Origin of the sequence: Agromyces chromiiresistens, from assembly GCF_029167465.1 — a bacterium.
GTDB classification, from domain to species: Bacteria; Actinomycetota; Actinomycetes; order Actinomycetales; family Microbacteriaceae; genus Agromyces; species Agromyces chromiiresistens.
In genome coordinates this window covers 216,669-238,365 of the sequence record NZ_JARFNL010000004.1, presented here as the reverse complement: position 1 = coordinate 238,365, position 21,697 = coordinate 216,669, and the positions used below count along the sequence as shown (strand labels likewise).

The window sequence follows — 21,697 nt, the reverse complement described above, 5'->3', positions numbered from 1 at the left end:
GTTCAAGGGGGCGGTCGCCTCGGCACCGCCCGTTCGTCGAGTGCTACTTGATCGAGCCGACCGAGAGGCCGCCCTGCCAGTAGCGCTGCAGGAAGAGGAAGGAGAGGATGAGCGGCAGCACCGAGATGAAGGCGCCCGAGGTGATGAGGTTCCACACCTGCTCGCCGCCGGCGCCCGCGTTCGAGAGCGCCGTCCACCGGTTGAGCCCGACGGTGACGGGCAGCAGCTGCGGGTCGGTCAGCACGGCGAGCGGCAGGAAGAAGTTGTTCCACGTGCCGACGATCGAGAGCAGCAGCACCGTCACGATCGCGGGGCGCAGCAGCGGCAGCGCGACCTGGAAGAAGGTGCGCAGCTCGCCGGCGCCGTCGATGCGGGCCGCCTCGAGCATCTCGTCGGGCACCGCGTCCTGCGTGTAGACCCGCATCAGGTAGACGCCGAACGGGCTGAGCAGGCTCGGCAGGATGACGGCCCACGGGGTGTTGATGATGCCGTACTGGCTGAGCAGCATGAACGTCGGGATGACGAGGGCCGTGAGCGGCACCATGACCGAGCCGAGCACGACCGTGAACACCGCCCCGCGACCCCGGAAGTCGTACTTCGCGAAGCCGTACCCCGCGAGGATCGCGAGGATCGTCGCGCCGATGCCGCCCGCGAAGGCGTACAGGAACGAGTTGCCGAGCCAGCGCCAGTAGATGCCGCCCTGGTGGGTGAACAGCTCGGCGATGTTCGAGAACAGCGAGAAGTCGCCGGAGAACCAGAACGCCGGGCTCGAGAACAGCCCTGCCGTGTCCTTCGTCGAGGCGACGACGAGCCACCAGATCGGCACGACGAAGTAGATCGCGAGGATCACGAGGAAGACGTGCGAGCCGATGCGCCGCCCGCCGGCGCGGCGGCGGCCCTTGGCGCTTCGGTCGACGTGCGAGGGCACCCCGGTCGCGGTGGTGAGCGGCTCGGCCGCCTCGGTCGGGCGCTGGGTGAAGATCGACATCACTTCAGTCCGCTCTGCTTGCGGGTGAGGAACAGGAAGACGAACGAGCCGGCGAAGACGAGGGCACCGAGCGAGAACGCGATCGCCGACGCGTAGTTGAACTGGCTGTACGAGAAGGCGAGCGAGTACGCGTACATGTTGGGCGTGTACGCCGCGTCGATCGCGCCCTGGGCGACGTTGCGCAGCACGACCGGCTCGGTGAAGAACTGCAGCGTGCCGATGAGGGCGAACATGACGATCATGACCATCGACGAACCGATCATCGGCACCTTGATGCGCAGCGCCGTCTGCCAGCCGTTCGCGCCGTCGATGCGGGCCGCCTCGTAGATCGACGGGTCGATCGCGCGCAGGGCCGCGTAGATCACGACCATGTAGTAGCCCGCCCACTGCCACGTGACGATGTTCACGAGGCTGCCGAAGATCGTGCCCGGGGCGAGGAAGTCGGGGGTCGGCATGCCGACGAGGTTGAAGAGCGTGCCGCCCGGGCCGAACCGGGGGCTGTACAGGAAGCTCCACATGAGTGCGCCGATGACGCCGGGGATGGCGTACGGCGCGAAGATCAGCAGCCGCGAGAGCTTCGAGAGCTTCGTCGCGAGGGTGTCGAGCACGAGCGCCGCGGCGATCGCGACGATGAGCTGCGCGGGGATCATCACGACGGCGAACGCGAGCACCCGCAGCATGCCCTCGAGGAAGAGCGGGTCGGTGAACGCCTTCGCGTAGTTGCCGAGCCCGGTGAACTCGGTGCCGGTCGCGAGCGTCGACGTGAACAGGCTCATGCCGAACGCGTAGGCGAGGGGGAACACGAGCAGCAGCGCGAAGACGGCGAGGAACGGCGAGACGAAGAGCCAGCCCCAGCGCTGCCGTCGGCGCAGGAGGGTGGATCCGCCGGCGCGCAGGGCGCGGCGTCGCGGCACCGCGGGGGCGGCGACGCTGGTCTGGGTGGTCATGGCTCGTTCTCCTCGTCGAGACGGTCGGAAGCCGGGGTCCGTGGTCGGTGCGTGGGGCACGGGCGGATGCCTCGGCATGGGCGCGAGGCATCCGCCCGCCGATCACTCGAGCGTGAAGCCCTGCTCGGTCGCGTACTGCTCGAGCGAGGCCTGCAGGTCGTCGAGCGCCTGGTCGGAGGTCTTCTCGCCCTGCACCATCGCGAACTGCTCCTCGGTCAGCTGGTCGTAGGCGTAGTTCTGGAAGGGGCTGAACGTGAAGCCCTGGTAGCCGGCGGCGGCCTCGAGGAAGACGTCCTTGTTGATCTGCTGCCCACCGAAGAACGGGTACTCGAGGTCGCGGAAGTAGTCGGACTCGAGGATCGGCTTCCACAGCGGGAAGAGGGCGGCCTGCTCGATGCCGATCTTCCACGCCTCCTCGGTGCCGAAGATCTCCTTGGCGACCGTCGCTGCGGCCTCCTTGTCCTTCGCCTGGCTCGTCACGGCGAAGGTCGAGCCGCCCCAGTTGATCTGCACGGGGTTCGCCGGGTCCCACTGCGGAACCGGTGCGGCGCGCCACTCGGCGTCGCTGTCGGCGTCGGACAGGCCCTGCAGGTAGCCGGGGCCCCATGCGGCGGCGACGTAGATCGCGTACGAGCCGTCGACGAGCTTGGTGTTGTAGTCGGCGGTGAACGCGTCGTCGGTGGCGACGAGGCCGTCCTTCACGAGCCCGTCCCAGTAGGCGAGCACCTGCTTCGAGCCGTCGTCGTTCACGTCGATGCCGATCTCGGTCGGGTTCGCGTTGTCGTAGGCGAACGGCACCGAGCCGGCCTGGGCGAAGAGCGCCTGGTTGTAGGCGCGGCCGTTGGTCGGGAAGTCGGCGAGCACGCCGGGGGCGCCCGCATCCTTCAGGGCCTGCGCGGCGGCCTTGAACTCGTCCCACGTGGTGGGGGCGGCGATGCCGTACTGGTCGAGGATGTCCTTGCGGTAGAGCATGCCCATGGGGCCGCCGTCGACGGGGATGGCGTACACCGCGTCGCCGCTCGAGACGTCCTTCCAGGCGCCGTCGGTGTAGTCCGCCTGCACGTCGCCTGCGCCGTACTCGGTGAGGTCGACGAGCGCGTCGCGGATCGAGAAGCTCGAGAGCACCTCGCTCTCGAGCATGATGACGTCGGGGGCGCCCGAGCCGGCCTCGATGGCGGTCGAGAACTTCGTGTACTCGTCGTTGCCCTGCCCGGCGTTCGTCCAGCAGATCTGGACGTCGTCGTGGCTCTCGTTGAAGAGGTCGACGACGTCTTCGAACGCGGGGTACCAGGCCCAGACGCTGACCTGCGTGGCGTCGGCGTTGACGATCTTGTTGGTGCAGGAGGCCTCTTCGGCGCCGCCGGCCGAGCAGCCGGTGAGCGCGGCTGCGGCGACGGCGACGACGCCGCCCGCTGCCAGGAACTTCGACTTCATTGTGCTGTGCTTCCTCTCGCGGTGGGGACACCGGTGTCTCTGGGTGCCGCCGCGCCCACGTCGGCGCGGTCGGGGGGATCCGCTTGTTTTACAACGTTGTACGTAAACGTTGTAACGGACATGATGCCGCGCCCGTCGCGACGTGTCAACCTCGCACGGACGTACGGCGTGCGGTGTTCAGCCGACGACTGCGGCGATCGCCGCCGGCACAGGGTCGACCGCGGGCGCCGACTCGCGCGCGACGACGGCGAAGTCGGCGAGCAGGGTGCGCGGCCCGCCGGCCGCGTCGCCGCGCTCGATGCGTTCGAGCAGCGTGCCCACCGCGGTGTTGGCGATCCACTCGCGCCCCGGGTCGATCGTCGACAGCGACGGCACCGTGTACTGGGCCTCGTCGATGTTGTCGAACCCGATCACCGCCACGTCGTCGGGCACCCGCCTTCCGGCCTCGAGCAGCGCACGCATCGCGCCGAGCGCGAGCGTGTCGTTCATCGCGAAGACCGCGTCGAACGGCACCCCGCGCGCGAGGATCTCGCGCATCGCCCGCGCACCGCTCTCCCGATGCCAGGCCATCGACGGCCCCACGAGCGCCTCGTCGAACGCGATGCCGTGCGCCTCGAGCGCCTCGCGATAGCCCCGCAGGCGCAGCCCGGCCGAGCCGATCACCTCGCCCTCGTGCACGCCGACCACCGCGATGCGCCGGCGACCGGCGGCGATGAGGTGCTCGGTGGCCGCGCGCGCCGCCGCGACGTTCTGCATCGTCACGTGGTCGGTCGGGCCGTCGAAGATCCGCTCGCCGAGCAGCACGAGCGGGTACGGCACGTCGAGCACCTCCGCATCGTCCTGTCCGAGGCCGAGCGCGCTGAAGAGCAGCCCGTCGGTCATCTTGAACCGGGGGCTCCGCAGCAGCTCGAGCTCGCGGTCGCGGTCGCCGCCGGTCTGCTCCACGAGCACGACGAGGCCGGATGCCTCGGCCGCCGCGATCACCGACGCGGCGAGCTCGGCGAAGTAGGCGAGCGCGAGATCGGGCACGGCGAGGGCGATCGCGCCCGTGCGACCCGACCGCAGGCTGCGCGCCGTCAGGTTCGGGGTGTAGCCGAGCTCGGCGATCGCCTGCTCGACCTTCTCGCGCGTCGCCGGGCGGATGTGCGGGTAGTCGTTGATGACGTTCGAGACCGTCTTGATCGACACCCCGGCGAGCCGGGCCACGTCGTGCAGCGTGACCGCCATTGCGCCCTCCCTCGCCGAACCGGATGGAGTCACTGTACAACGTTGTGATCCGGAGGGGCGGCGCCGCGAGGCGCCCCGTCCCGGACCGTCAGATCACGCCGAGCGCGAGCATCGCGTCGGCGACGCGGATGAAGCCGGCGATGTTCGCGCCGACGACGTAGTCGCCGGGCGCGCCGTACTCGTCGGCGGTCGTCGCGCAGCGCTCGTGGATCGCGGCCATGATCGCGGCGAGGCGCTCCTCGGTGTGCTCGAAGCTCCACGAGTCGCGCGACGCGTTCTGCTGCATCTCGAGCGCGCTCGTCGCGACGCCGCCCGCGTTCGCCGCCTTGCCCGGCCCGAACAGCACGCCCGCCTCGCGCAGCACCGCGATCGCCTCGGGCGTCGTCGGCATGTTCGCGCCCTCGGCGACGGCGACGACGCCCGCGGCGACGAGCGCCCGTGCGTGCGCCTCGCCGAGTTCGTTCTGCGTCGCGCACGGCAGCGCGACGTGGACCGGGCCGCGATCGGCGAGGTCCCACACGGTGGCGCCCGCGACGAACTCGGCGCGCCCGCCGCGCTCGGCGACGTACCGTTCGATGCGCTCGCGGCGCACCTCCTTCACCTCGCGGAGGACGGCGACGTCGATGCCGTCGGGGTCGTGCACGGCGCCCGACGAGTCGGAGGCGCCGACGACGAGCCCGCCGAGCTCGTGCACCTTCTCGATCGCGTGGACGGCCACGTTGCCCGAGCCCGAGACCAGCACGCGGGCGCCGTCGAACGAACGGCCGCGGGTCTCGAGCATGTGCTGGGTGAAGAAGACGGCGCCGTAGCCGGTCGCCTCGGTGCGCACGAGCGAGCCGCCCCAGGTGAGCCCCTTGCCGGTCAGCACGCCCGACTCGTACTGGTTCGTCATGCGCTTGTACTGGCCGAAGAGGTAGCCGATCTCGCGACCGCCGACGCCGATGTCGCCGGCGGGCACGTCGCGGTACTCGCCGACGTGCCGCGAGAGCTCGGTCATGAACGACTGGCAGAACCGCATGATCTCGGCGTCGCTGCGACCCTTGGGGTCGAAGTCGCTGCCGCCCTTGCCGCCGCCGATCGGCATGCCGGTGAGCGAGTTCTTGAAGATCTGCTCGAAGCCGAGGAACTTCACCGTGCCCAGGCCGACGGTCGGGTGGAACCGCAGGCCGCCCTTGTACGGCCCGAGCGCCGAGTTGAACTGCACGCGGAAGCCGCGGTTGATCTGCACGCGCCCGGCGTCGTCGACCCACGGCACCCGGAAGATGATCTGCCGCTCCGGCTCGCAGATGCGCTCGAGGATCGACGCCTGCACGTAGTGCGGGTTGCGCTCGAGCACGCGGTCGAGCGAGCCGAACACCTCGCGCACGGCCTGGTGGAACTCGAACTCGCCCGGGTTGCGGGCGAGGATCTGGCTGTAGACGTCGTCGATGGCGGTGCGAGGCTCGGTCACGCGCGCTCCTTCAGGTTCGAACGGATGGCCACGTGGTGCTCTCGCGCGCGGCGCTCTCCACCATACCCACGGGCGCGGATGCCCCGGCCGAGTGTGACGCGGCCGCGGGTCAGTGGCCGTGCGCGAGCTGCTGCAGGCCGACCACGGCGAGGCCGAGGGCGATGAGCGCACCGAGTGCGACGAGCTGCTTCCACCACGCGACGCGGGTGCGGCGCACCGCGATGTACCCGATCAGGCCGAGCGTCGCGACGTACACGATCGACGCGGCGCGCAGCGCGAACTCGAGGTCGAGCAGCCCGAGCGCCGCGAGGGCGAGCAGCACCAGCGGCACGCCCGCCGACGCGATGGCCGACCCGGCGACGCGGAGCATGCCGCCGACCTCGGCGCGGCCGGGGAACGCGCTGTGCACGGCGAGGTGCGCGATCACCCCGGCGACGAAGCCCGCGGCGGTGATCGCGACGATGCCGACGAAGAGGGTCACGACCGCACGCGTCGCGTCGACGTGCTCGACGTTGCCGAGCTGCACGAGCACGATCGCGAGCCCCGTGAACGTCGCGTAGACGCGCTCCTTCAGCGCCTCGCCCCGCTCGTCCTCTGGACGGTCCTCACCGTGACCCTGCTCCATGCGCAGAACGGTAGCACCCGGCCCCGGCGCGGTCTGCGAGGATCGGAGCATGGCTGCCACGCTCACCGTCTCAGTGCCCGGCACCACCCTGCGCGACGCGCTCGGCGCCCCGCCCGACGGCGTCGAGGTCGTCGTGTGGGACCTCGAATCGCCGCCGCCCGCGGCGCACCTCGACATCGTGGTGCCGCCGTACATGGGCACCTCCGACCGGCTCGGAGCCCTCGCCGGGGTGACGACGCGCCTCGTGCAGTCGCAGTCGATCGGCTACGACGACATCGCCGACGCCCTGCCGCCCGGGCACGTGTTCGCGAACGCGGCGAGCGTGCACGAGCCCTCGACCGCCGAGCTCGCGGTCGGCATGGTGCTGGCGTGCCAGCGCGGCATCCCCGATTTCGTGCGTGCCGCGGCCGACGGCCGTTGGGCGCCCGCCCGGCACGAGAGCCTCGCCGACCGGCGCGTGCTCATCGTCGGCTACGGCGGCGTCGGCCGCGCGATCGAGGCCCGCCTCGAGCCCTTCGAGGTCGAGATCACCCGGGTGGCCGGGCACGCGCGCGACGACGAGCGCGGCCGCATCCACGGGGTCGACGAGCTGCCGGCGCTGCTGCCCGAGGCCGAGGTCGTCGTCGTGGGCGTGCCGCTCAGCGACGCGACGACCGGGCTCGTCGACGCCGGCTTCCTCGCCGCGCTGCCCGACGGCGCGCTCGTCGTGAACGTCGCCCGCGGCCGCGTGGCCGACACCGAGGCGATCCTCGCCGAGGCCCGCACCGGCCGGCTGCGGTTCGCGCTCGACGTCACCGACCCCGAGCCGCTCCCCCACGGCCACCCGCTCTTCGCCCTGCCGAACGTGCTCGTCACGCCGCACGTGGGCGGTGCGTCGACCGCGATGATGCCGCGCATGGCGCGGCTCCTGCGCCGCCAGATCGAGCGGATGCTGCGGGGCGAGGCGCCCGAGAACGTGGTGCTGCGCAGCTGACGTCGCATCGAGCGGCACGATCGGTCAGCGCGACCACGTGCCGAGGTGGTTGCCGTCGAAGAACTGCAGCGTCATCGTCGACGACCCGGCGCCGCCGAGCACGAACGTCGCCGAGGAGCGCGAGCCCTCGGGCGCGTTCTCACCGTCAGGGGTGAAGGCGAGGACGTCGCCGTCCCACGGCTCGAGCGGCACCTCGTAGCCGCCGTCGGGCCCGAGGTGCACGACGAGCGACCCGTCCTCGACCACGACCTCGGCCGGGCCGAAGTACTCGTTCGACCAGGTGCCCGCGTACGACTCGAGCGGTTCCGACGGCGCGGCGGGCGACGCCGGGGGCGACTGGTCGACGAGGTCCCCGGCCGGCTCGCGGTAGTGCGCGAGGGCCGCCCCGTACGCCCCGACCCAGTCGCGCGTCGACGCGCCGTACTGCACGAGGTCGAGGAACTCGCTCACGATCGCCTCGGCGGCACCGACCGGCGCCCCGTTCGTGAGGGCGACGACGCCGAGCCCGAGCGACGGCACCAGTTGGAAGTTCGTGCCCGCCCCGAGCACGAATGCGCCGGAGTGCGAGGCGGTGGCGCGGCCGCTCGTCTGGGTGCCGACGTTGAACCCGAAGCCGTACGAGCCCGACCGCATGCCGGGCACGTCGGACGGGGCAGAGGTGACCTGCGGGCGCATCGCCGCAGCCAGGTCGGCGGTGTCGACGAGCGTCTCGCCGTCGGCGAGCACGAAGCTCATCCACTTCGCCACGTCGACGACGTTCGAGCTCACGCCGCCCGCGGGCGACTGCGCGTCGGGGTCGCGCTCGTACAGGGGCTGGAACTCGCCGTCGACGAGGGCGTGCAGCGCGGCGCGGTCTTCGCGGGCGACGAAGTCGTCGTGCCGGGAGCTCGTCGAGGTCATGCCGAGCGGCTCGTAGAGCTCGCGTTCGGAGAGCGTCTCCCAGTCGACGCCGGCCGCGTTCGCGACCGCCTCGGCACCCGCCGTCATGCCGAAGTTCGCGTAGCCGTAGCTGATGCGGAACGGGTTCAGCGCCTGGTACCGGAGGTGGTCGATGACGTATTCGCGGTCGTATCCGAGGTCTTCGAGGTCGTCGCCCGCGGCGAGCGGCAGACCCGAGCGGTGGGCGTAGAGGTCGCCGACGGTGAGGTGCTCCGTCACCCACGGGTCGGCGAGCGCGAACCCGGGCAGCAGCGGCGCGACGGGGGTGTCCCAGCCGACGACGCCGTCGGTGACCTGCGTCGCGACGACGGTCGCCCCGATCGGCTTCGACATCGACGCCACCTGGAAGACCGTCTCGGCGTCGACGGGGTCGTCCTCGCCGACCTTCCGAACCCCGAACCCGTCGGCGAAGACCGTCTCGCCACCGTGCACGACCGCGACGGCGGCGCCGGGCACGCCGGTCTCGTCGAGCACGCGTTCGACGAGGCCCGGCAGCGACTCGAGCGCGGGGTCGAGGGCTCCCTCGGCGAGCTCGACCGCGTCGGCCGGCGGCGCGTCGCCGAGCTCGATCCTCGGCGCGTACGGTTCGGCCGCCGTGCACCCGACGAGCGCCGCGGCGATGATCACGACCGCCGGAACAGCGGCACCTCGGACGACGCGCATGGCGTTCCTCCCCCATCGCACCGGGCTCCCCCGAGCCCCGGACCCCCATGGACCGACGAGCGCAGCCTAGCGGTCGATCCGGTGCCGCCGCACGGATCAGGCCGACGCGTCGGCGAGCCCCGCGAGCTCCGCCGCGGTCAGCTCGAGCGGGATCGAGTCGAGCAGCTCGCGGAGCTGTTCGACGCTGCGGGCGCTCGCGATGGGCGCGACGACGGTCGGCTGCTGCCGGAGCCACGCGAGCGACACCGAGGCGACGGATGCCCCGTGCGCGGCCGCGACCTCGTCGAGCACCGCGAGCACACGGCTCCCCCGCTCGCCGAGGTACGGCGCGGCACCGCCCGCGCGCACGCTCGCCCCTTCGGCGGTGACATCGGCCTCGGTGCGGTACTTGCCGGCGAGGAAGCCCTTCGCGAGCGAGAAGTACGGGAAGACCGCGAGCCCCTCGCGCTCCGCGCGCTCGCGCAGCCCGTTGGCCTCGAAGTCGCGCTCGACGAGGTTGTAGTGCGGCTGCAGGGCGACGGCGCGATGGAAGTCGTTCGCCTCGGTCACCCGGAACCACTCGTCGATGCGCTCGGGCGTGTAGTTCGAGATGCCGATCGCGCGCACCTTGCCCGCGTCGACGAGCTCGGAGAGCGCGCCGACCGTCTCCTCGAGCGGCACCGCGGCGTCGTCGAAGTGGGCGTAGTAGAGGTCGATGACGTCGGTGCCGAGACGCTGCAGCGAGGCATCCGCGGCCGCCCGGATGTTCGCCGCCGCGAGGCCCGTGAACTCGGGGTGCGTGCTCACCTTGGTCGCGATGACGACGTCGTCGCGCGCTCCGCGCGACGCGAGCCACTCGCCGATGAGCCGCTCGCTGTCGCCGCCGGTGTTGCCGGGCACCCAGTGGGAGTACCCGTCGGCGGTGTCGAGGAAGTTCCCGCCGCCGGCGGTGAAGGCGTCGAGCACCGCGAAGGTGGCGTCGCGGTCTGCGGTCCAGCCGAAGACGTTCGTGCCGAGCGCGAGCGGGGCGACCTCGAGATCGGACGCGCCGATGGGGCGGCGGAAGGCGGTGGCGGTGGCGTCGGTCATGGGGCTCCTCGTGGTCGGAACGGTCGTCGGCACCGGAGGACAACGACGGCGTCGGCCGGGTATTCCCCGTGTTGCGCACGATGACGCGTGTGCGATCGGCGCGGGCGGGCATAGGCTCGAAGGTGACGCAACCGACGGAAGGTCGACATGCCCGCTTCGGCAGAACCCCGCGTGGCCCTCTACTTCGACTTCGACAACATCGTCATCTCGCGGTACGACCAGCTCCACGGCGACTTCGCCTACCGCAAGGACACCTCGCGCTCGAAGGCGCCCACCGCCGGCACCAAGACGGCCGAGAAGCTCCGCGAGGCGACGGTCGACATCGACGCGGTGCTCGACTTCGCCGCGACGTTCGGCACGATCGCGATCGCCCGCGCCTACGCCGACTGGTCAACCCCCGTGAACGCGAGCTACCGCGGCCAGCTCATCGACCGCGCCGTCGACCTCGTGCAGCTCTTCCCGCTCTCGGCGACGAAGAACGGCGCCGACATCCGCCTCGCGGTCGACGCGGTGGAGGACATGTTCCGCATCGACGACCTCACGCACATCGTGATCGTCGCGGGCGACTCCGACTACGTCGCGCTCGCGCAGAAGGCGAAGCGGCTCGGCCGATACGTCGTCGGCATCGGCGTCGCCGGCGGCACGAGCCGCGCCCTCACCGCCGCGGTCGACGAGTTCGCCGACTACGACGCGCTGCTCTCGACCGACGCCGCGGTCGACGACGAGGCCGACGTCGTCGAGCGCGCACCCGAGGCGGCGCCGCGGCGCCGCAGGGCGAGCACGAAGCAGCCGGATGCCGCGGCCGACGCCGCGCCCGAGGCATCCCCCCGCAGCAGCCGGAGGGCGAGGAGCCAGCCGAAGGAGGACGCGAAGAGCGCGGCCGAGGCGGACGAGACGCCGGCGGAGCCCGCCGAGCGGCCGTCGGCGCGCGTCATCCAGTTCGTGGCCCCGACCGACCACGTTCCCGACGAGGCGACCGGCAGCCCGCGCAACCCCGGTCGACTGCTGCTCAAGGCGATCGAGCTGCTGCGGTCGAAGAACGACGAGGAGTGGCAGTCCTCGAGCGCCGTGAAGAACCAGATGCTGCGCATGGACCCGTCGTTCCAGGAGCGGCGTCTGGGATTCGCCTCGTTCAGCGAGTTCCTGAAGTCGCGCGGCGGCGTCGTCGAGCTCGACGAGACGGGCCGGGGGCGCGTGCGCATCCGCACGAACAAGGACTGAGGGCGGGGTTCCGAGACGCCTCCGTCGTCGGCTCCTCAACCGGCGGACGAGGTCATACGAAGGGGGAAGCAAGATGAAGGCACTGCAGTACCGCACGATCGGGCAGCCGCCCGAGGTGGTCGAGATCGCGACGCCCGAGCCCGGACCGGGCGAGGTGCGCATCAGGGTGACCGCGGCCGGGGCCTGCCACTCCGACAGCTTCATCATGGGGCTGAATGAGGAGCAGTACGTCTACGGCCTGCCGCTCACGCTCGGGCACGAAGGCGCCGGTGTCGTCGACAAGCTCGGCGAGGGCGTCACCGGACTCGAGGTCGGCGAAGCGGTCGCCGTCTACGGTCCGTGGGGCTGCGGCCGCTGCGTGCAGTGCGCGCAGGGCAAGGAGAACTACTGCGAGCGCGCCGCCGAGCTCGGCATCCGCCCGCCCGGGCTCGGCTCCCCGGGCGCGATGGCCGAGTACCTCGTCGTGCCCGACGCCCGGTTCCTGCTGCCGCTCGGCGACCTCGACCCGGTCGAACACGTGGCCCTCACCGACGCGGGGCTCACGCCGTACCACGCGATCAAGATGTCGCTGCCGAAGCTCGTGCCCGGCTCGACCGCCGTCGTCATCGGCGCGGGCGGGCTCGGCCACGTCGCGATCCAGATCCTGCGCGCGCTCACGCCGGCGACGGTCATCGCCTTCGACGTGAGCCAGGACAAGCTGCGCCTCGCGACCGAGGTGGGCGCGCATCACGTGTTCCCGTCCGACGCAGAGGCGCCCGAGAGGGTCAAGGAGCTCACGGGAGGCAAGGGCGCCGCCGCCGTGTTCGACTTCGTCGCGATCCAGCCGACGCTCGACGCGGGCCACGCGATGCTCGCGGTCGAGGGCGACCAGGTCCTCGTGGGCGTCGGGGCCGGCATGCTGCCCGCCGGCATGCTCATGACGCCGTACGACGCGACCGTGCGTTCGCCGTACTGGGGTTCGCGCGCCGAGCTCTTCGAGGTGTTCGATCTCGCCCGCGCGGGTCTCGTCAAGATCGAGACCGAGCGCTTCTCGCTCGACGACGCCCCCGAAGCGTACCGGCGCCTGCACGACGGCACCCTGCGCGGGCGCGCGGTCGTCGTTCCCTGACGGGGCCGTTCCGCGCTGAATCGGTTTCGGCGCGCTGAGGTCGGTTCGAACCCACCTCAGCGCGTCGTACCTGATTCATGGCGGACGCTCTGTGGTCTGACCACATCTGGTACGCTGTGGTCTGACCACAGTGGCTGCAGGCACGGAGGCGACGGAGCATGAGCGAGACGCGCGCGTGGCGCACCGTGCTCGAGCACATCGAGTCGCAGCTCATCGAGGGCCGCCTGCGCCCCGGCGACCGGCTGCCCGGCGAGCGGGCCCTCTCGGCCGATCTCGGCGTCGGCCGCTCGAGCGTGCGCGAGGCGCTGCGGGTGCTCGAGGTGCTCGGGCTCATCCGCACCCAGGCGGGCTCGGGCCCGAACGCCGGCGCGATCATCATCGCGACACCGTCGGGCGGCATGAGCGCGCTCATGCGGCTGCAGGTGGCGGCGAGCGGGTTCCCGGTCGCCGACATCGTGCGCACCCGGCTGCTGCTCGAAAGCGCCGTCGCGGGCGAGCTCGCCGAGCGCGGCAGCCTCGACGGCGGCGCCCACTCCCCCGAGCTCGCCGCCGCCGACCGCCTGCTCGACGCGATGGACTCCCCCGCGCTCGAGCCCGCCGAGTTCCTCGCACTCGACGCCGAGTTCCACCTGGCGCTCGCCGAGGCATCCGGCAACCAGGTCATCACCGCGACCATGGCGGGCCTGCGCAGCGGCATCGAGGGCTACGCGCTCGAGGGGCTCGCCCGCATCGACGACTGGCCGACCACCTCCGCTCGCCTGCGCGGCGAGCACCGCGGGGTCGTCGACGCCATCCGCGCGGGCGATGCCGCGGCCGCCCGTACCCGCATCCACGACCACATCTCGGGGTACTACGCCGAGACGTTCATCGACCACCACTGAGAGAGGCACGCACCACGATGGTCCAGCGCCAGTTCCCGAACCCCAAGGAGCTCGCCGAGCTCATGCGCTTCAAGGCGCCCGAGCTCAACGCGACGAAGCGCCGCCTCGACAAGGCGCTGACGATCGCCGACCTGCGTGCGATCGCGAAGCGCCGCACGCCGAAGGCGCCGTTCGACTACACCGAGGGCGCCGCCGAGGGCGAACTCTCGCTGGCCCGCGCCCGCCAGGCGTTCGAGGACATCGAGTTCCACCCCGGCATCCTGCGCAGCGTGCCCGAGGTCGACACGAGCCGCGACGTGCTCGGCGGCCCGAGCGCCCTGCCGTTCGGCATCGCGCCGACCGGGTTCACCCGCCTCATGCAGACCGAGGGCGAGATCGCCGGCGCCGGTGCGGCGGGCGCGGCGGGCATCCCGTTCACGCTCTCGACGCTCGGCACGACCTCGATCGAGGGCGTGAAGGCGGCGAACCCGAACGGGCGCAACTGGTTCCAGCTCTACGTCATGCGCCGTCGCGAGATCTCGTACGACCTCGCGAAGCGCGCCGCGGCCGCCGGCTTCGACACCCTGTTCTTCACGGTCGACACGCCGGTCGCCGGCGCACGCCTGCGCGACAAGCGCAACGGCTTCTCGATCCCGCCGCAGCTCACGCCGGGCACGATCGTCAACGCCATCCCGCGACCGGCGTGGTGGATCAACTTCCTGACGACCCCGAAGCTCGAGTTCGCGTCGCTCAGCTCGACGGGCGGCACGGTCGGCGAGCTGCTCGACTCGGCGATGGACCCGACGATCTCGTTCGACGACCTCGACATCATCCGCGACATCTGGCCCGGCAAGATCGCGGTCAAGGGGGTGCAGACCGTCGGCGACGCGAAGCTGCTCGCCGACCGCGGCGTCGACGCGATCGTGCTGTCGAACCACGGCGGGCGGCAGCTCGACCGCGCGCCGATCCCCTTCCACCTGCTGCCGCACGTCGTGCGCGAGGTCGGCGACGACCTCGAGGTGCACCTCGACACCGGCATCATGAACGGCGCCGACATCGTGGCGTCGATCGCGCTCGGCGCGCGCTTCACCCTCATCGGCCGCGCGTACCTCTACGGCCTGATGGCCGGCGGCCGGGCCGGTGTCGACAAGACGATCTCGATCCTGCGCACCGAGATCGAACGCACCATGAAGCTGCTCGAGGTCGAGACGCTCGACGAGCTCGGCCCGCAGCACGTGACGCAGCTGGCCAGACTGCAGCCCATCGCACGGCCGGTGCAGGATGCCGCGGCCGAGGCTTCGACGGCGAGGCCCACGACCGTCCGGAGCCCGCGCGCGGCGAAGCCGGCGACGCGGGCCGCGGCCGCCGCCTCCGCGAAGACGACTGCGGCGGCGAAGGCCGCCCCGGCAGCGAGGGCGACCGCCGCTGCGAAGCAGGCGACCACCACCGCGAAGGCAACCACGGCGAAGACCGCCGCGAAGCCCCGCACTGCCCGAGGGACGAAGCCGAAGACGGCCGCCGCCGAGTGAGGCGACCGGCGCGGCCCGTGGCCCGGTGAGCCGGACGCGCCGGATCGGCGCCCTCAGTAGACCGGCGAGCTCAGCGCGCCCGCCCGGTGCGCCCCTTCGGCACCACGATCGACTGGGCGATCGTGAGCGCGGCCGCACGGGCCGCCATCTTGCGCGCCTGCTCGGCCTGCGTGCGCCGGCGTTTCACGAGCTTCGCACGCCGTCGGGCTCGCAGGGCGGCATCGGCGCCGACCGGCGGCACGTCACCCGCGCGTCCGGTCGACGCGGGGGCCGCTCCGTACCGGATCGAGGCCCGATCCAGTCGGGCGGCAGCAAGCGCCGCTCGTTCTGCGGCGAAACGCGGCGACCTGCGGCGCTCGGCGTCGGCGGCGAGGGCCGCGGCCTCCGCGAACTCCACGGCCGACTCGAGGCGACGCCTGGCCCGCGCGTCGCCCGGCAGCCGCTTCGCTATGCCGCGCACCTCGTCCTCCAGCTCGCGCACCGCGGCGATCGCCTCCTTCGCGCGGCGGCGGTCGGCCCTCTTCGAATCCCGCATGCTCACCCCTCGTCGATCAGCTCGAGCAGGCGCTTCGCCGCGTCGCGGATCTCGTCGTGGTCGTGTTGCCCGGCCCGGCTCTCGAGCGAGATCACGGCGCATCGGTGCACCCTGCGGAAGTCGCCGTAGGGGAACGAGTACGCCTCCTTCGTCTCATTGTCGGCGTCGTCGTCGATGCCGAGGTGCCAGTGCCGGTACTCGGTCCAGCCCTCGTCGTCGATGAATGCGTTCTCCTCGTCGGCGCTCGGCGCGTGCTCGCTCCAGTCGTCGCGCTCGTCGCGCTCGACCCTGTCGTCGCGCACGAGCGACCTCGCGTGGCGGAGCGCCGTCTCGTTCAGCCTGATCGCCATGTCGTGCTCCCTTCCATACCCTCCCGGTCTACGTTGCGACCGCCGGGTCGACAAGGGGGTTGCGGGCGCGCCGCAGAGCGAACGGCCCCGAACACCCCGGGAGCGGCCGGCTCAGCGCCGCCGTGCGAACTCGGCGATCGTGACGCCCGACCCGTGGCTCGTGCTCTCGACCGGTTCGAAGGCGCGCGACCGGTAGTCGAGCCCGGCGAAGAGCGGGATGCCGGTACCGAACAGCTTCGGGTTCACCTTGAGCACCAGGCGGTCGATCTCGTCGACCAGCTGCCCGGCGAGCGCCCCGCCGCCGCACAGCCAGATGTCGGTGCCGCCGGCCTCAGCCTTGAGCGCCCGCACGACGTCGACGGGATCGTCGTCGACGACGACGAGGTTCGCCCCCTCGGCCCGGTGCGACCGTGAGAACACGATCTGCCGGAGGTGGGAGTACGGACTCGTCATGCCGAAGGGCAGCCCGATCGCGTAGGTGTTCCAGCCCATGAGCACGGTGTCGAAGACGGCGCCGGACTGCTCGACCCCGAGCGCTGCGGCACCCGCCGTCGGCATCGCGTCGGGGTAGCGCTCGTAGATCGTCGCCATGTGGTCGCCCTCGGCGTCGAGCGCGTCGAATTCGCCGTTCGGCCCGGCGATGAAGCCGTCGAGGCTGACGGCCACGTAGTACACGAGTTCTCGCATCGTTTCCTTATCCACTACTGATGTTGTGGTTGCGAAACTACTACACCTGTCGTGATCTTGTCTAGACTCGACCGCATGGCCCGGAACGACGAACGCCGCCGACTGCTCGCCGATGCCGCGATCGGCGTGCTCGCCGCCGAAGGAGCGCGCGGGCTCACGCACCGTGCGGTCGACCGCGCGGCCGGGGTGCCGCTCGGCACGGCATCGAACTACTTCGCGAGCCGCGACGCCCTCATCGCCGGGCTCGTGGCGCGCATCGGCGAGCGACTCGGACCGACCGACGACGACCTCGAGATCCGCGCCGGCCAGCCCGCGGGTCCCGCGCTGTTCGCCGACTACGTGCGCGACATCGTGCGACGGCTGAGCACCGAGCGCGACGTCACCCTCGCCCTCTTCGAGCTCCGGCTCGAGAGCACGCGCCGGCCCGAGATCGCCGCCGTGCTCCACGAATGGCAGCGCACCGCGTTCGCCGCCGACGTCGCCTTCAACGAGGCAGCGGGACTGCCCGGCGGGCGCCGCGAGATCGCGCTCTTCCACTACGCCCTCGACGGGCTCGTGCTCGATCGCCTCACGACGCCGATCGATCCCGGCACCTCGACCGATGAGATCGTCGACGCGCTCGTGGCGGGGTTGCTGCCCCGCACCTGACGCGGCCCCCTACGATGAGCGGTGGGGAGGTCGAGCATGTCGGATGCCGCGGGCGAGACGGGCCAGAGCGACTCGGCCGAGCCGCCCGCCGAGCCGCCGGCCGGCGGCCCGCACCCTCCGAAGCGCGGGCCGGTGCGCCGCTACCTCGCCCGGTTCGGCACCCGGCGCACGATGCTCTCCGACGCCCGCGCCGGGCTCGTGCTCGGCATCGAGAGCATCCCCGACGGCCTCGCCTCGGGCGTGCTCGCCGGGGTGAACCCCGTCTACGGCCTCTACGGCTACCTGTTCGGCACGCTGGGCGGCGCGCTCGCGACGGGCTCGGTCTACATGTCGGTGCAGGCGACCGGGGCGATGTCGGTCATGATCGCCGACGTGCCCCTGGTGGTCGGCTCCGACCGGCAGGGCGTCGTCATCGCGACGCTGTCGATCCTCACCGGCCTCGTCATGCTCGGCCTCGGTCTCGCCCGGCTCGGCTCGCTCGTGCGGTTCATCCCGACCGCCGTGCTCGTCGGCTTCATCAACGCCGTCGCGGTGAACATCGTGCTCGGCCAGCTCGCCAACCTCACCGGCTACGCGGGCGAGGGCGCGAACCGCATCATCCGGACCATCGACACGTTCGCCCACCTCACGTCGATCCACTGGCCGAGCCTCGTCATCGGGGCGGTGACGATCGGGCTCATCCTGCTGCTCGAGCGCACCTTCCTCGGCCCGCTCTCGCTCGTGGTGGCCGTCGTGCTCGCCTCGCTGCTGCCGCTCGTGCCGTGGTTCGGCGACGCCGCCATCGTGGGCGACCTCACCGACGTGCCGAACGCGATCCCACTGCCCGCGCTGCCCGACCCGTCCCTCACGCTCGACCTGCTGGTGCCCGCGCTCTCGCTCGCCCTGGTCGGGCTCGTGCAGGGCGCCGCGATCTCCGGGTCCATCGCGAACCCCGACGGCGATTACCCCGACGCGTCCGCCGACTTCCGCGGACAGGGCATCGCGAACCTCACGAGCGGGCTCTTCCAGGGCATGCCGGTCGGCGGTTCGATGTCGGCGACCGCCATCGTGCGGGCCGCGGGTGCCCGCAGCGCGCTCGCGAACCTCCTCGCCGCCGTCGTCATGATCGTCGGCGTGCTGCTGCTCGGCGGCGTCATCACGCAGGTCGCGATGCCCGCCCTGGCAGGCCTGCTGATCCTCGTCGGCGTGCGCACGTTCAAGCCGCGCGACCTCGTGATGGTGTGGCGAACCGGCCCGATCCAGGCGAGCGTGCTCGCGGTCACCTTCGTGCTCACGCTCATCGTGCCGCTGCAGTACGCCGTGCTCGTCGGTGTCGGCCTCGCCGTGGTGCTGCACGTGGCCCGGCAGTCGAACCGGGTCGTGATCCGTCGCTGGGTCTACGCCGACTCGAGCCCGCACCCCGTCGAGACCGAGCCGCCCGCGGTGCTCGCGCCCGGCGAGGTCGTCGTGCTCGTGCCCTACGGCAGCCTGTTCTTCGCGGCCGCACCGATCTTCGCCGGCCAGCTGCCCGAGATCCCCGACCGCTGCGAGCGCGCCGTCGTGGTGCTGCGCATGCGCGGCACCGACGAGCTCGGCTCGACGTTCCTCCGGGTCGTCACCGACTACGCCGAGCGCCTGCGGCGAGCCGGCGGCGCGCTCATCCTCGTGGGGCTCGGCGACCGGGTCATGACCCAGCTCGATGCGACCCGGGCGACCGTCGTGATCGGCCGCGACCGGGTCTTCGCCGCGACACCGCGGATCGGCGACTCGCTCGACGCCGGGCTCGCCGCGGCGCGCGCGTTCGCCGCGCCCTCCGCCTCGTCGGGGCCGGGCGAGCCCGAGGCATCCGACCGCGACCGGTAGCGCAGGAACCAGGCGAGCATGAGCGCGGAGCTCGCGAGGTAGAAGCCGTGCAGGAACCAGATCGGCCCGAACGGCATGCTCACCACGTAGACCGTGTAGAGCGCGTTGCCGACGTTCGTGATGACGAGGTTGCCGACGCTGTACGACGACAGGTCCTTCGTGCGCGCCGCTTTCACCAGCATGGGCAGGTAGCTCATGGCGAAGAGGCCGGTCGAGATCGCGCCGGCGACGACGGCGAGGTCCATGCTCCGAAAGCTACGGGGCGGCCGGATGCCTCGTACCCGGGCCGTCCCGCCGAATGATGCGCCGATCGGAGCCGGCCGTCTCAGGGTTGCTCGCCTCGGGCGGCGCCCCGGTGCGACGCCGCCACCGACGCCCGTCCGGCGGCGGTGCCGGAGTCGGCTCCGATAGGACCCGTACGCGTCCTACCGGGCCCCGTCGCCACCCGCGTTCGCCGCGGCGATGAGCCGCCCGATCTGCTCGTACGACACGGTGACGCCATCGCCATCCGGGGGATCGCTTCTCGAGGCGGCCTCGCCGATGAGACCGAATGCGAAAACCATACGTCACTCGGTTTTGACGCGCAAGCGACTAGCATGCAGATATGGCAAGCAGGGGTTCGTACGCGAAGGGCGTCGCGAAGCGCGAGGAGATCCTCACCACCGCGCTCGAGGTCATCGCCCGCAACGGCTACCGCGGTGCGAGCGTGCGCGAGCTCGCCGACGCGGTGGGGCTCAGCCAGGCCGGCCTCCTGCACTACTTCTCCTCGAAGGAGGAGCTCTTCCAGGAGATCCTGCGCAAGCGCGACGAGGTCGACAGCCAGGCGCTCGAGGGCGAGCGCGAGCGCCCGATCGACGGGTTCTTCGCCGTCATCCGCCACAACGCCGAGGTCCCGGGGCTCGTGCGCCTCTACGCCCAGCTCTCGACCGAGGCGGGCGACCCCGACCACCCGGCGCGCGAGTTCTTCATCGAGCGGTACCGGCAGTTCCGGCTGCGCTTCTCCGACCTCATCCGCGACGAGCAGGCGGCCGGCAACGTCCCCGCCGACATCGACCCCGAGCAGACCGCGAACCTCTTCCTCGCCGCAGCCGACGGCCTGCAGACCCAGTGGATGCTCGACCCGTCGATCGACATGGCCGAGAGCATCGCCTACCTCTGGCAGCTCGTCGTCCGCCGGAGCTGACGCGTGCCCCGCTCCGCCCGCTCGCTCGTCTCGGGCGACGTCCGTCGCCACAACCTGTCGCTCGTGCTCGGGTACGTCGCGGCGGCCGGCCCGAGCGCGCGCAGCGAGATCGCGACCGCCACGGGGCTGACGCGGGGCGCCGTCACCGCCCTCGTCGCGTCGCTCACGGATGCCCGCGTGTTGCGCGAGCAGCCACCCCAGCCGGGCGGGGCCGGCCGTCCGGTGACGCGCCTCGAACTCGATGCGCCCGAGGTGGCGATCGTCGTCGCGCAGGTCGACGCCGACACCGCGACCGCGCTCGTGACCGACCTCGCCGGAACCGAGCTGCACCGCACCTCGCGCCAGCACGGCCGCCCGATGGGCGACCCCGGCCGCGTGCTCGACCTGCTCGCGACCGTCGTCGGCGAGGCGCTCGACGCCACGGCCGCGCTGGGCCGCCGCATCGCCGAGCTGCCGGTCGTCGTGTTCGCACCCGTCGGCGGGGAGCCGGCGGTCGTGCTCGCCGACACCGATCTCGGCTGGGATGCGGTCGACGTCGCCGCCGGCCTGCGGGAGCGCCTCCCCGAGCTCGACCCCGGCGCGAACGTCACGCTCGCCTCAGACGGCTGGCTCGCGGCGCTCGCCGAGCGCGCACTGCTGCCCGGAGTCGATGCGTTGCTCTACCTCAAGAGCAACTCGGGCATCGGCGGCGCGATCGTGTCGAGCGGCCTCATCCTCGAGGGCGCGCACGGGGCGGGCGGCGCGCTCGGCCACCTCCCCGTGGTGCCCGACGGACGGCACTGCGAGTGCGGCCAGCGGGGCTGCCTCGTGACCGTCGCCGGCCCCGACGTGCTGCTCGAGCGTGCGGGTCTCACGAACCTCGTCGGCGAGCGCGGCCTCGGCGCGACCCTCGACGAGCTGGCGGCGCGCATCCTCGCGGGCGAGCCGCTCGCCGCCGCGGCCTGGCGGGGGGCCCTCCCCTGGATCGCGCGCACGCTGCAGATCCTCTCGCTCGCCGTCGACCCCGAGCTGATCGTCATCGGGGGCTACTGGTCGAGGCTCACCGCGTCGATCGAGGCGGCCTTCCGGGAGAATCGGCCGACCATCACGCGGGGGGACGGCTCGTGGCCGGCCGTGCCGGCGATCGAGGCGGGCCGGTTGGGCTCGGACGCGGCGCTCCTCGGGGCGGTGCACGAGGCCCGCGACCGCCTGCTCGCCGACCCGCAGCTGCTGCTCGCGCGCTGAACCCGGCCGACTCGCCCGGGGCCCACGCGAACCGCGGCCGCCGCGCCGATCGGGCAGCGCCCATGCGAACAGGGCCGCCCGTTCGCGAGATTAGTTCAACGGTTGAATTTATACCCTGCGAGGTGCATACTCATTGCCGAGTGCCATTCGGCTTTCACCGCACGCGCTCGCACCGACCCGCCCAGCCCCCCGCTCG

Annotated in this window: 19 protein-coding genes and 1 pseudogene; 9 read left to right on the top strand and 11 right to left on the bottom strand. The window is 72.1% G+C overall.

Annotation, left to right across the window (positions count from 1 at the left end):
* Positions 1-43 precede the first annotated feature (43 nt).
* The 6 genes from PX701_RS08600 to PX701_RS08575 form a co-directional block, all read right to left on the bottom strand.
* Positions 44-988 carry a carbohydrate ABC transporter permease gene (locus PX701_RS08600; protein WP_275506043.1) on the bottom strand — a complete coding sequence of 315 codons (945 nt, stop codon included), beginning with the start codon at positions 986-988 and terminating at the stop codon, positions 44-46.
* Complete coding sequence (locus tag PX701_RS08595) at positions 988-1,935, bottom strand: carbohydrate ABC transporter permease (protein ID WP_275506042.1); 948 nt, start codon at positions 1,933-1,935, stop codon at positions 988-990. The genes PX701_RS08600 and PX701_RS08595 overlap by 1 nt, the downstream gene beginning before the upstream one ends.
* Positions 1,936-2,037: 102 nt before the next feature.
* A complete protein-coding gene (locus PX701_RS08590; RefSeq protein WP_231429003.1) occupies positions 2,038-3,369 on the bottom strand; it encodes an ABC transporter substrate-binding protein in 1,332 nt (443 codons plus the stop codon).
* Positions 3,370-3,546: 177 nt separating this feature from the next.
* Positions 3,547-4,596, bottom strand: coding sequence for a LacI family DNA-binding transcriptional regulator (locus PX701_RS08585; RefSeq protein WP_231429004.1), 1,050 nt, complete (start codon positions 4,594-4,596; stop codon positions 3,547-3,549).
* Positions 4,597-4,684: 88 nt separating this feature from the next.
* On the bottom strand, positions 4,685-6,046 hold the full coding sequence (gdhA, locus tag PX701_RS08580; RefSeq protein WP_275506041.1) for an NADP-specific glutamate dehydrogenase: 1,362 nt from the start codon (positions 6,044-6,046) through the stop codon (positions 4,685-4,687).
* A gap of 109 nt (positions 6,047-6,155) precedes the next feature.
* Entirely contained in the window at positions 6,156-6,671 is a 516-nt protein-coding gene (locus PX701_RS08575) for a hypothetical protein (protein ID WP_231429006.1), read from the bottom strand.
* Positions 6,672-6,720: 49 nt separating this feature from the next.
* On the opposite strand from PX701_RS08575, the gene PX701_RS08570 reads away from it, so the two are divergent.
* Positions 6,721-7,644 carry a 2-hydroxyacid dehydrogenase gene (locus tag PX701_RS08570; protein ID WP_231429007.1) on the top strand — a complete coding sequence of 308 codons (924 nt, stop codon included), beginning with the start codon at positions 6,721-6,723 and terminating at the stop codon, positions 7,642-7,644.
* 24 nt (positions 7,645-7,668) lie between these two features.
* On the opposite strand, the gene PX701_RS08565 is transcribed toward PX701_RS08570, so the two are convergent.
* Together PX701_RS08565 and PX701_RS08560 are read right to left on the bottom strand one after the other, a co-directional pair.
* On the bottom strand, positions 7,669-9,246 hold the full coding sequence (locus PX701_RS08565) for a serine hydrolase (protein WP_275506040.1): 1,578 nt from the start codon (positions 9,244-9,246) through the stop codon (positions 7,669-7,671).
* A gap of 96 nt (positions 9,247-9,342) precedes the next feature.
* Positions 9,343-10,314, bottom strand: coding sequence for an aldo/keto reductase (locus PX701_RS08560; protein ID WP_231429009.1), 972 nt, complete (start codon positions 10,312-10,314; stop codon positions 9,343-9,345).
* A 147-nt stretch (positions 10,315-10,461) separates the two neighbouring features.
* Between PX701_RS08560 and PX701_RS08555 the strand changes: the two genes are divergently transcribed.
* The 4 genes and pseudogenes from PX701_RS08555 to PX701_RS08540 form a co-directional block, all read left to right on the top strand.
* A complete protein-coding gene (locus PX701_RS08555; RefSeq protein WP_231429010.1) occupies positions 10,462-11,535 on the top strand; it encodes an NYN domain-containing protein in 1,074 nt (357 codons plus the stop codon).
* A gap of 73 nt (positions 11,536-11,608) precedes the next feature.
* The gene (locus PX701_RS08550; protein WP_231429011.1) at positions 11,609-12,643 is read left to right on the top strand and encodes an NAD(P)-dependent alcohol dehydrogenase; all 1,035 of its coding nucleotides are present in this window, start codon (positions 11,609-11,611) and stop codon (positions 12,641-12,643) included.
* 158 nt (positions 12,644-12,801) lie between these two features.
* The gene (locus PX701_RS08545) at positions 12,802-13,524 is read left to right on the top strand and encodes a FadR/GntR family transcriptional regulator (protein ID WP_231429012.1); all 723 of its coding nucleotides are present in this window, start codon (positions 12,802-12,804) and stop codon (positions 13,522-13,524) included.
* A gap of 17 nt (positions 13,525-13,541) precedes the next feature.
* A pseudogene (locus tag PX701_RS08540) lies at positions 13,542-14,774 on the top strand (alpha-hydroxy acid oxidase); the annotation flags it as partial.
* A gap of 328 nt (positions 14,775-15,102) precedes the next feature.
* On the opposite strand, the gene PX701_RS08535 reads toward PX701_RS08540, so the two are convergent.
* The 3 genes from PX701_RS08535 to PX701_RS08525 all read right to left on the bottom strand — a co-directional run bounded on the left by PX701_RS08535 (position 15,103) and on the right by PX701_RS08525 (position 16,604).
* Positions 15,103-15,567, bottom strand: coding sequence for a hypothetical protein (locus PX701_RS08535; protein ID WP_275506039.1), 465 nt, complete (start codon positions 15,565-15,567; stop codon positions 15,103-15,105).
* A 2-nt stretch (positions 15,568-15,569) separates the two neighbouring features.
* The gene (locus tag PX701_RS08530) at positions 15,570-15,917 is read right to left on the bottom strand and encodes a hypothetical protein (RefSeq protein WP_275506038.1); all 348 of its coding nucleotides are present in this window, start codon (positions 15,915-15,917) and stop codon (positions 15,570-15,572) included.
* Positions 15,918-16,028: 111 nt separating this feature from the next.
* A complete protein-coding gene (locus PX701_RS08525) occupies positions 16,029-16,604 on the bottom strand; it encodes a dihydrofolate reductase family protein (RefSeq protein WP_275506037.1) in 576 nt (191 codons plus the stop codon).
* A 75-nt stretch (positions 16,605-16,679) separates the two neighbouring features.
* Here PX701_RS08525 and PX701_RS08520 point away from each other — a divergent pair, with 75 nt between their 5' ends.
* The 4 genes from PX701_RS08520 to PX701_RS08500 all read left to right on the top strand — a co-directional run bounded on the left by PX701_RS08520 (position 16,680) and on the right by PX701_RS08500 (position 21,501).
* Positions 16,680-17,252, top strand: coding sequence for a TetR/AcrR family transcriptional regulator (locus PX701_RS08520; RefSeq protein WP_231429016.1), 573 nt, complete (start codon positions 16,680-16,682; stop codon positions 17,250-17,252).
* A 36-nt stretch (positions 17,253-17,288) separates the two neighbouring features.
* Positions 17,289-19,094: a SulP family inorganic anion transporter gene (locus PX701_RS08515; RefSeq protein ID WP_338029113.1), complete on the top strand. Its 1,806-nt coding sequence runs from the start codon at positions 17,289-17,291 to the stop codon at positions 19,092-19,094.
* Between the two features lie 604 nt (positions 19,095-19,698).
* On the top strand, positions 19,699-20,277 hold the full coding sequence (locus PX701_RS08505; protein ID WP_231429018.1) for a TetR/AcrR family transcriptional regulator: 579 nt from the start codon (positions 19,699-19,701) through the stop codon (positions 20,275-20,277).
* Positions 20,278-20,280: 3 nt separating this feature from the next.
* A complete protein-coding gene (locus PX701_RS08500) occupies positions 20,281-21,501 on the top strand; it encodes an ROK family protein (RefSeq protein ID WP_275506034.1) in 1,221 nt (406 codons plus the stop codon).
* Positions 21,502-21,697 lie beyond the last annotated feature (196 nt).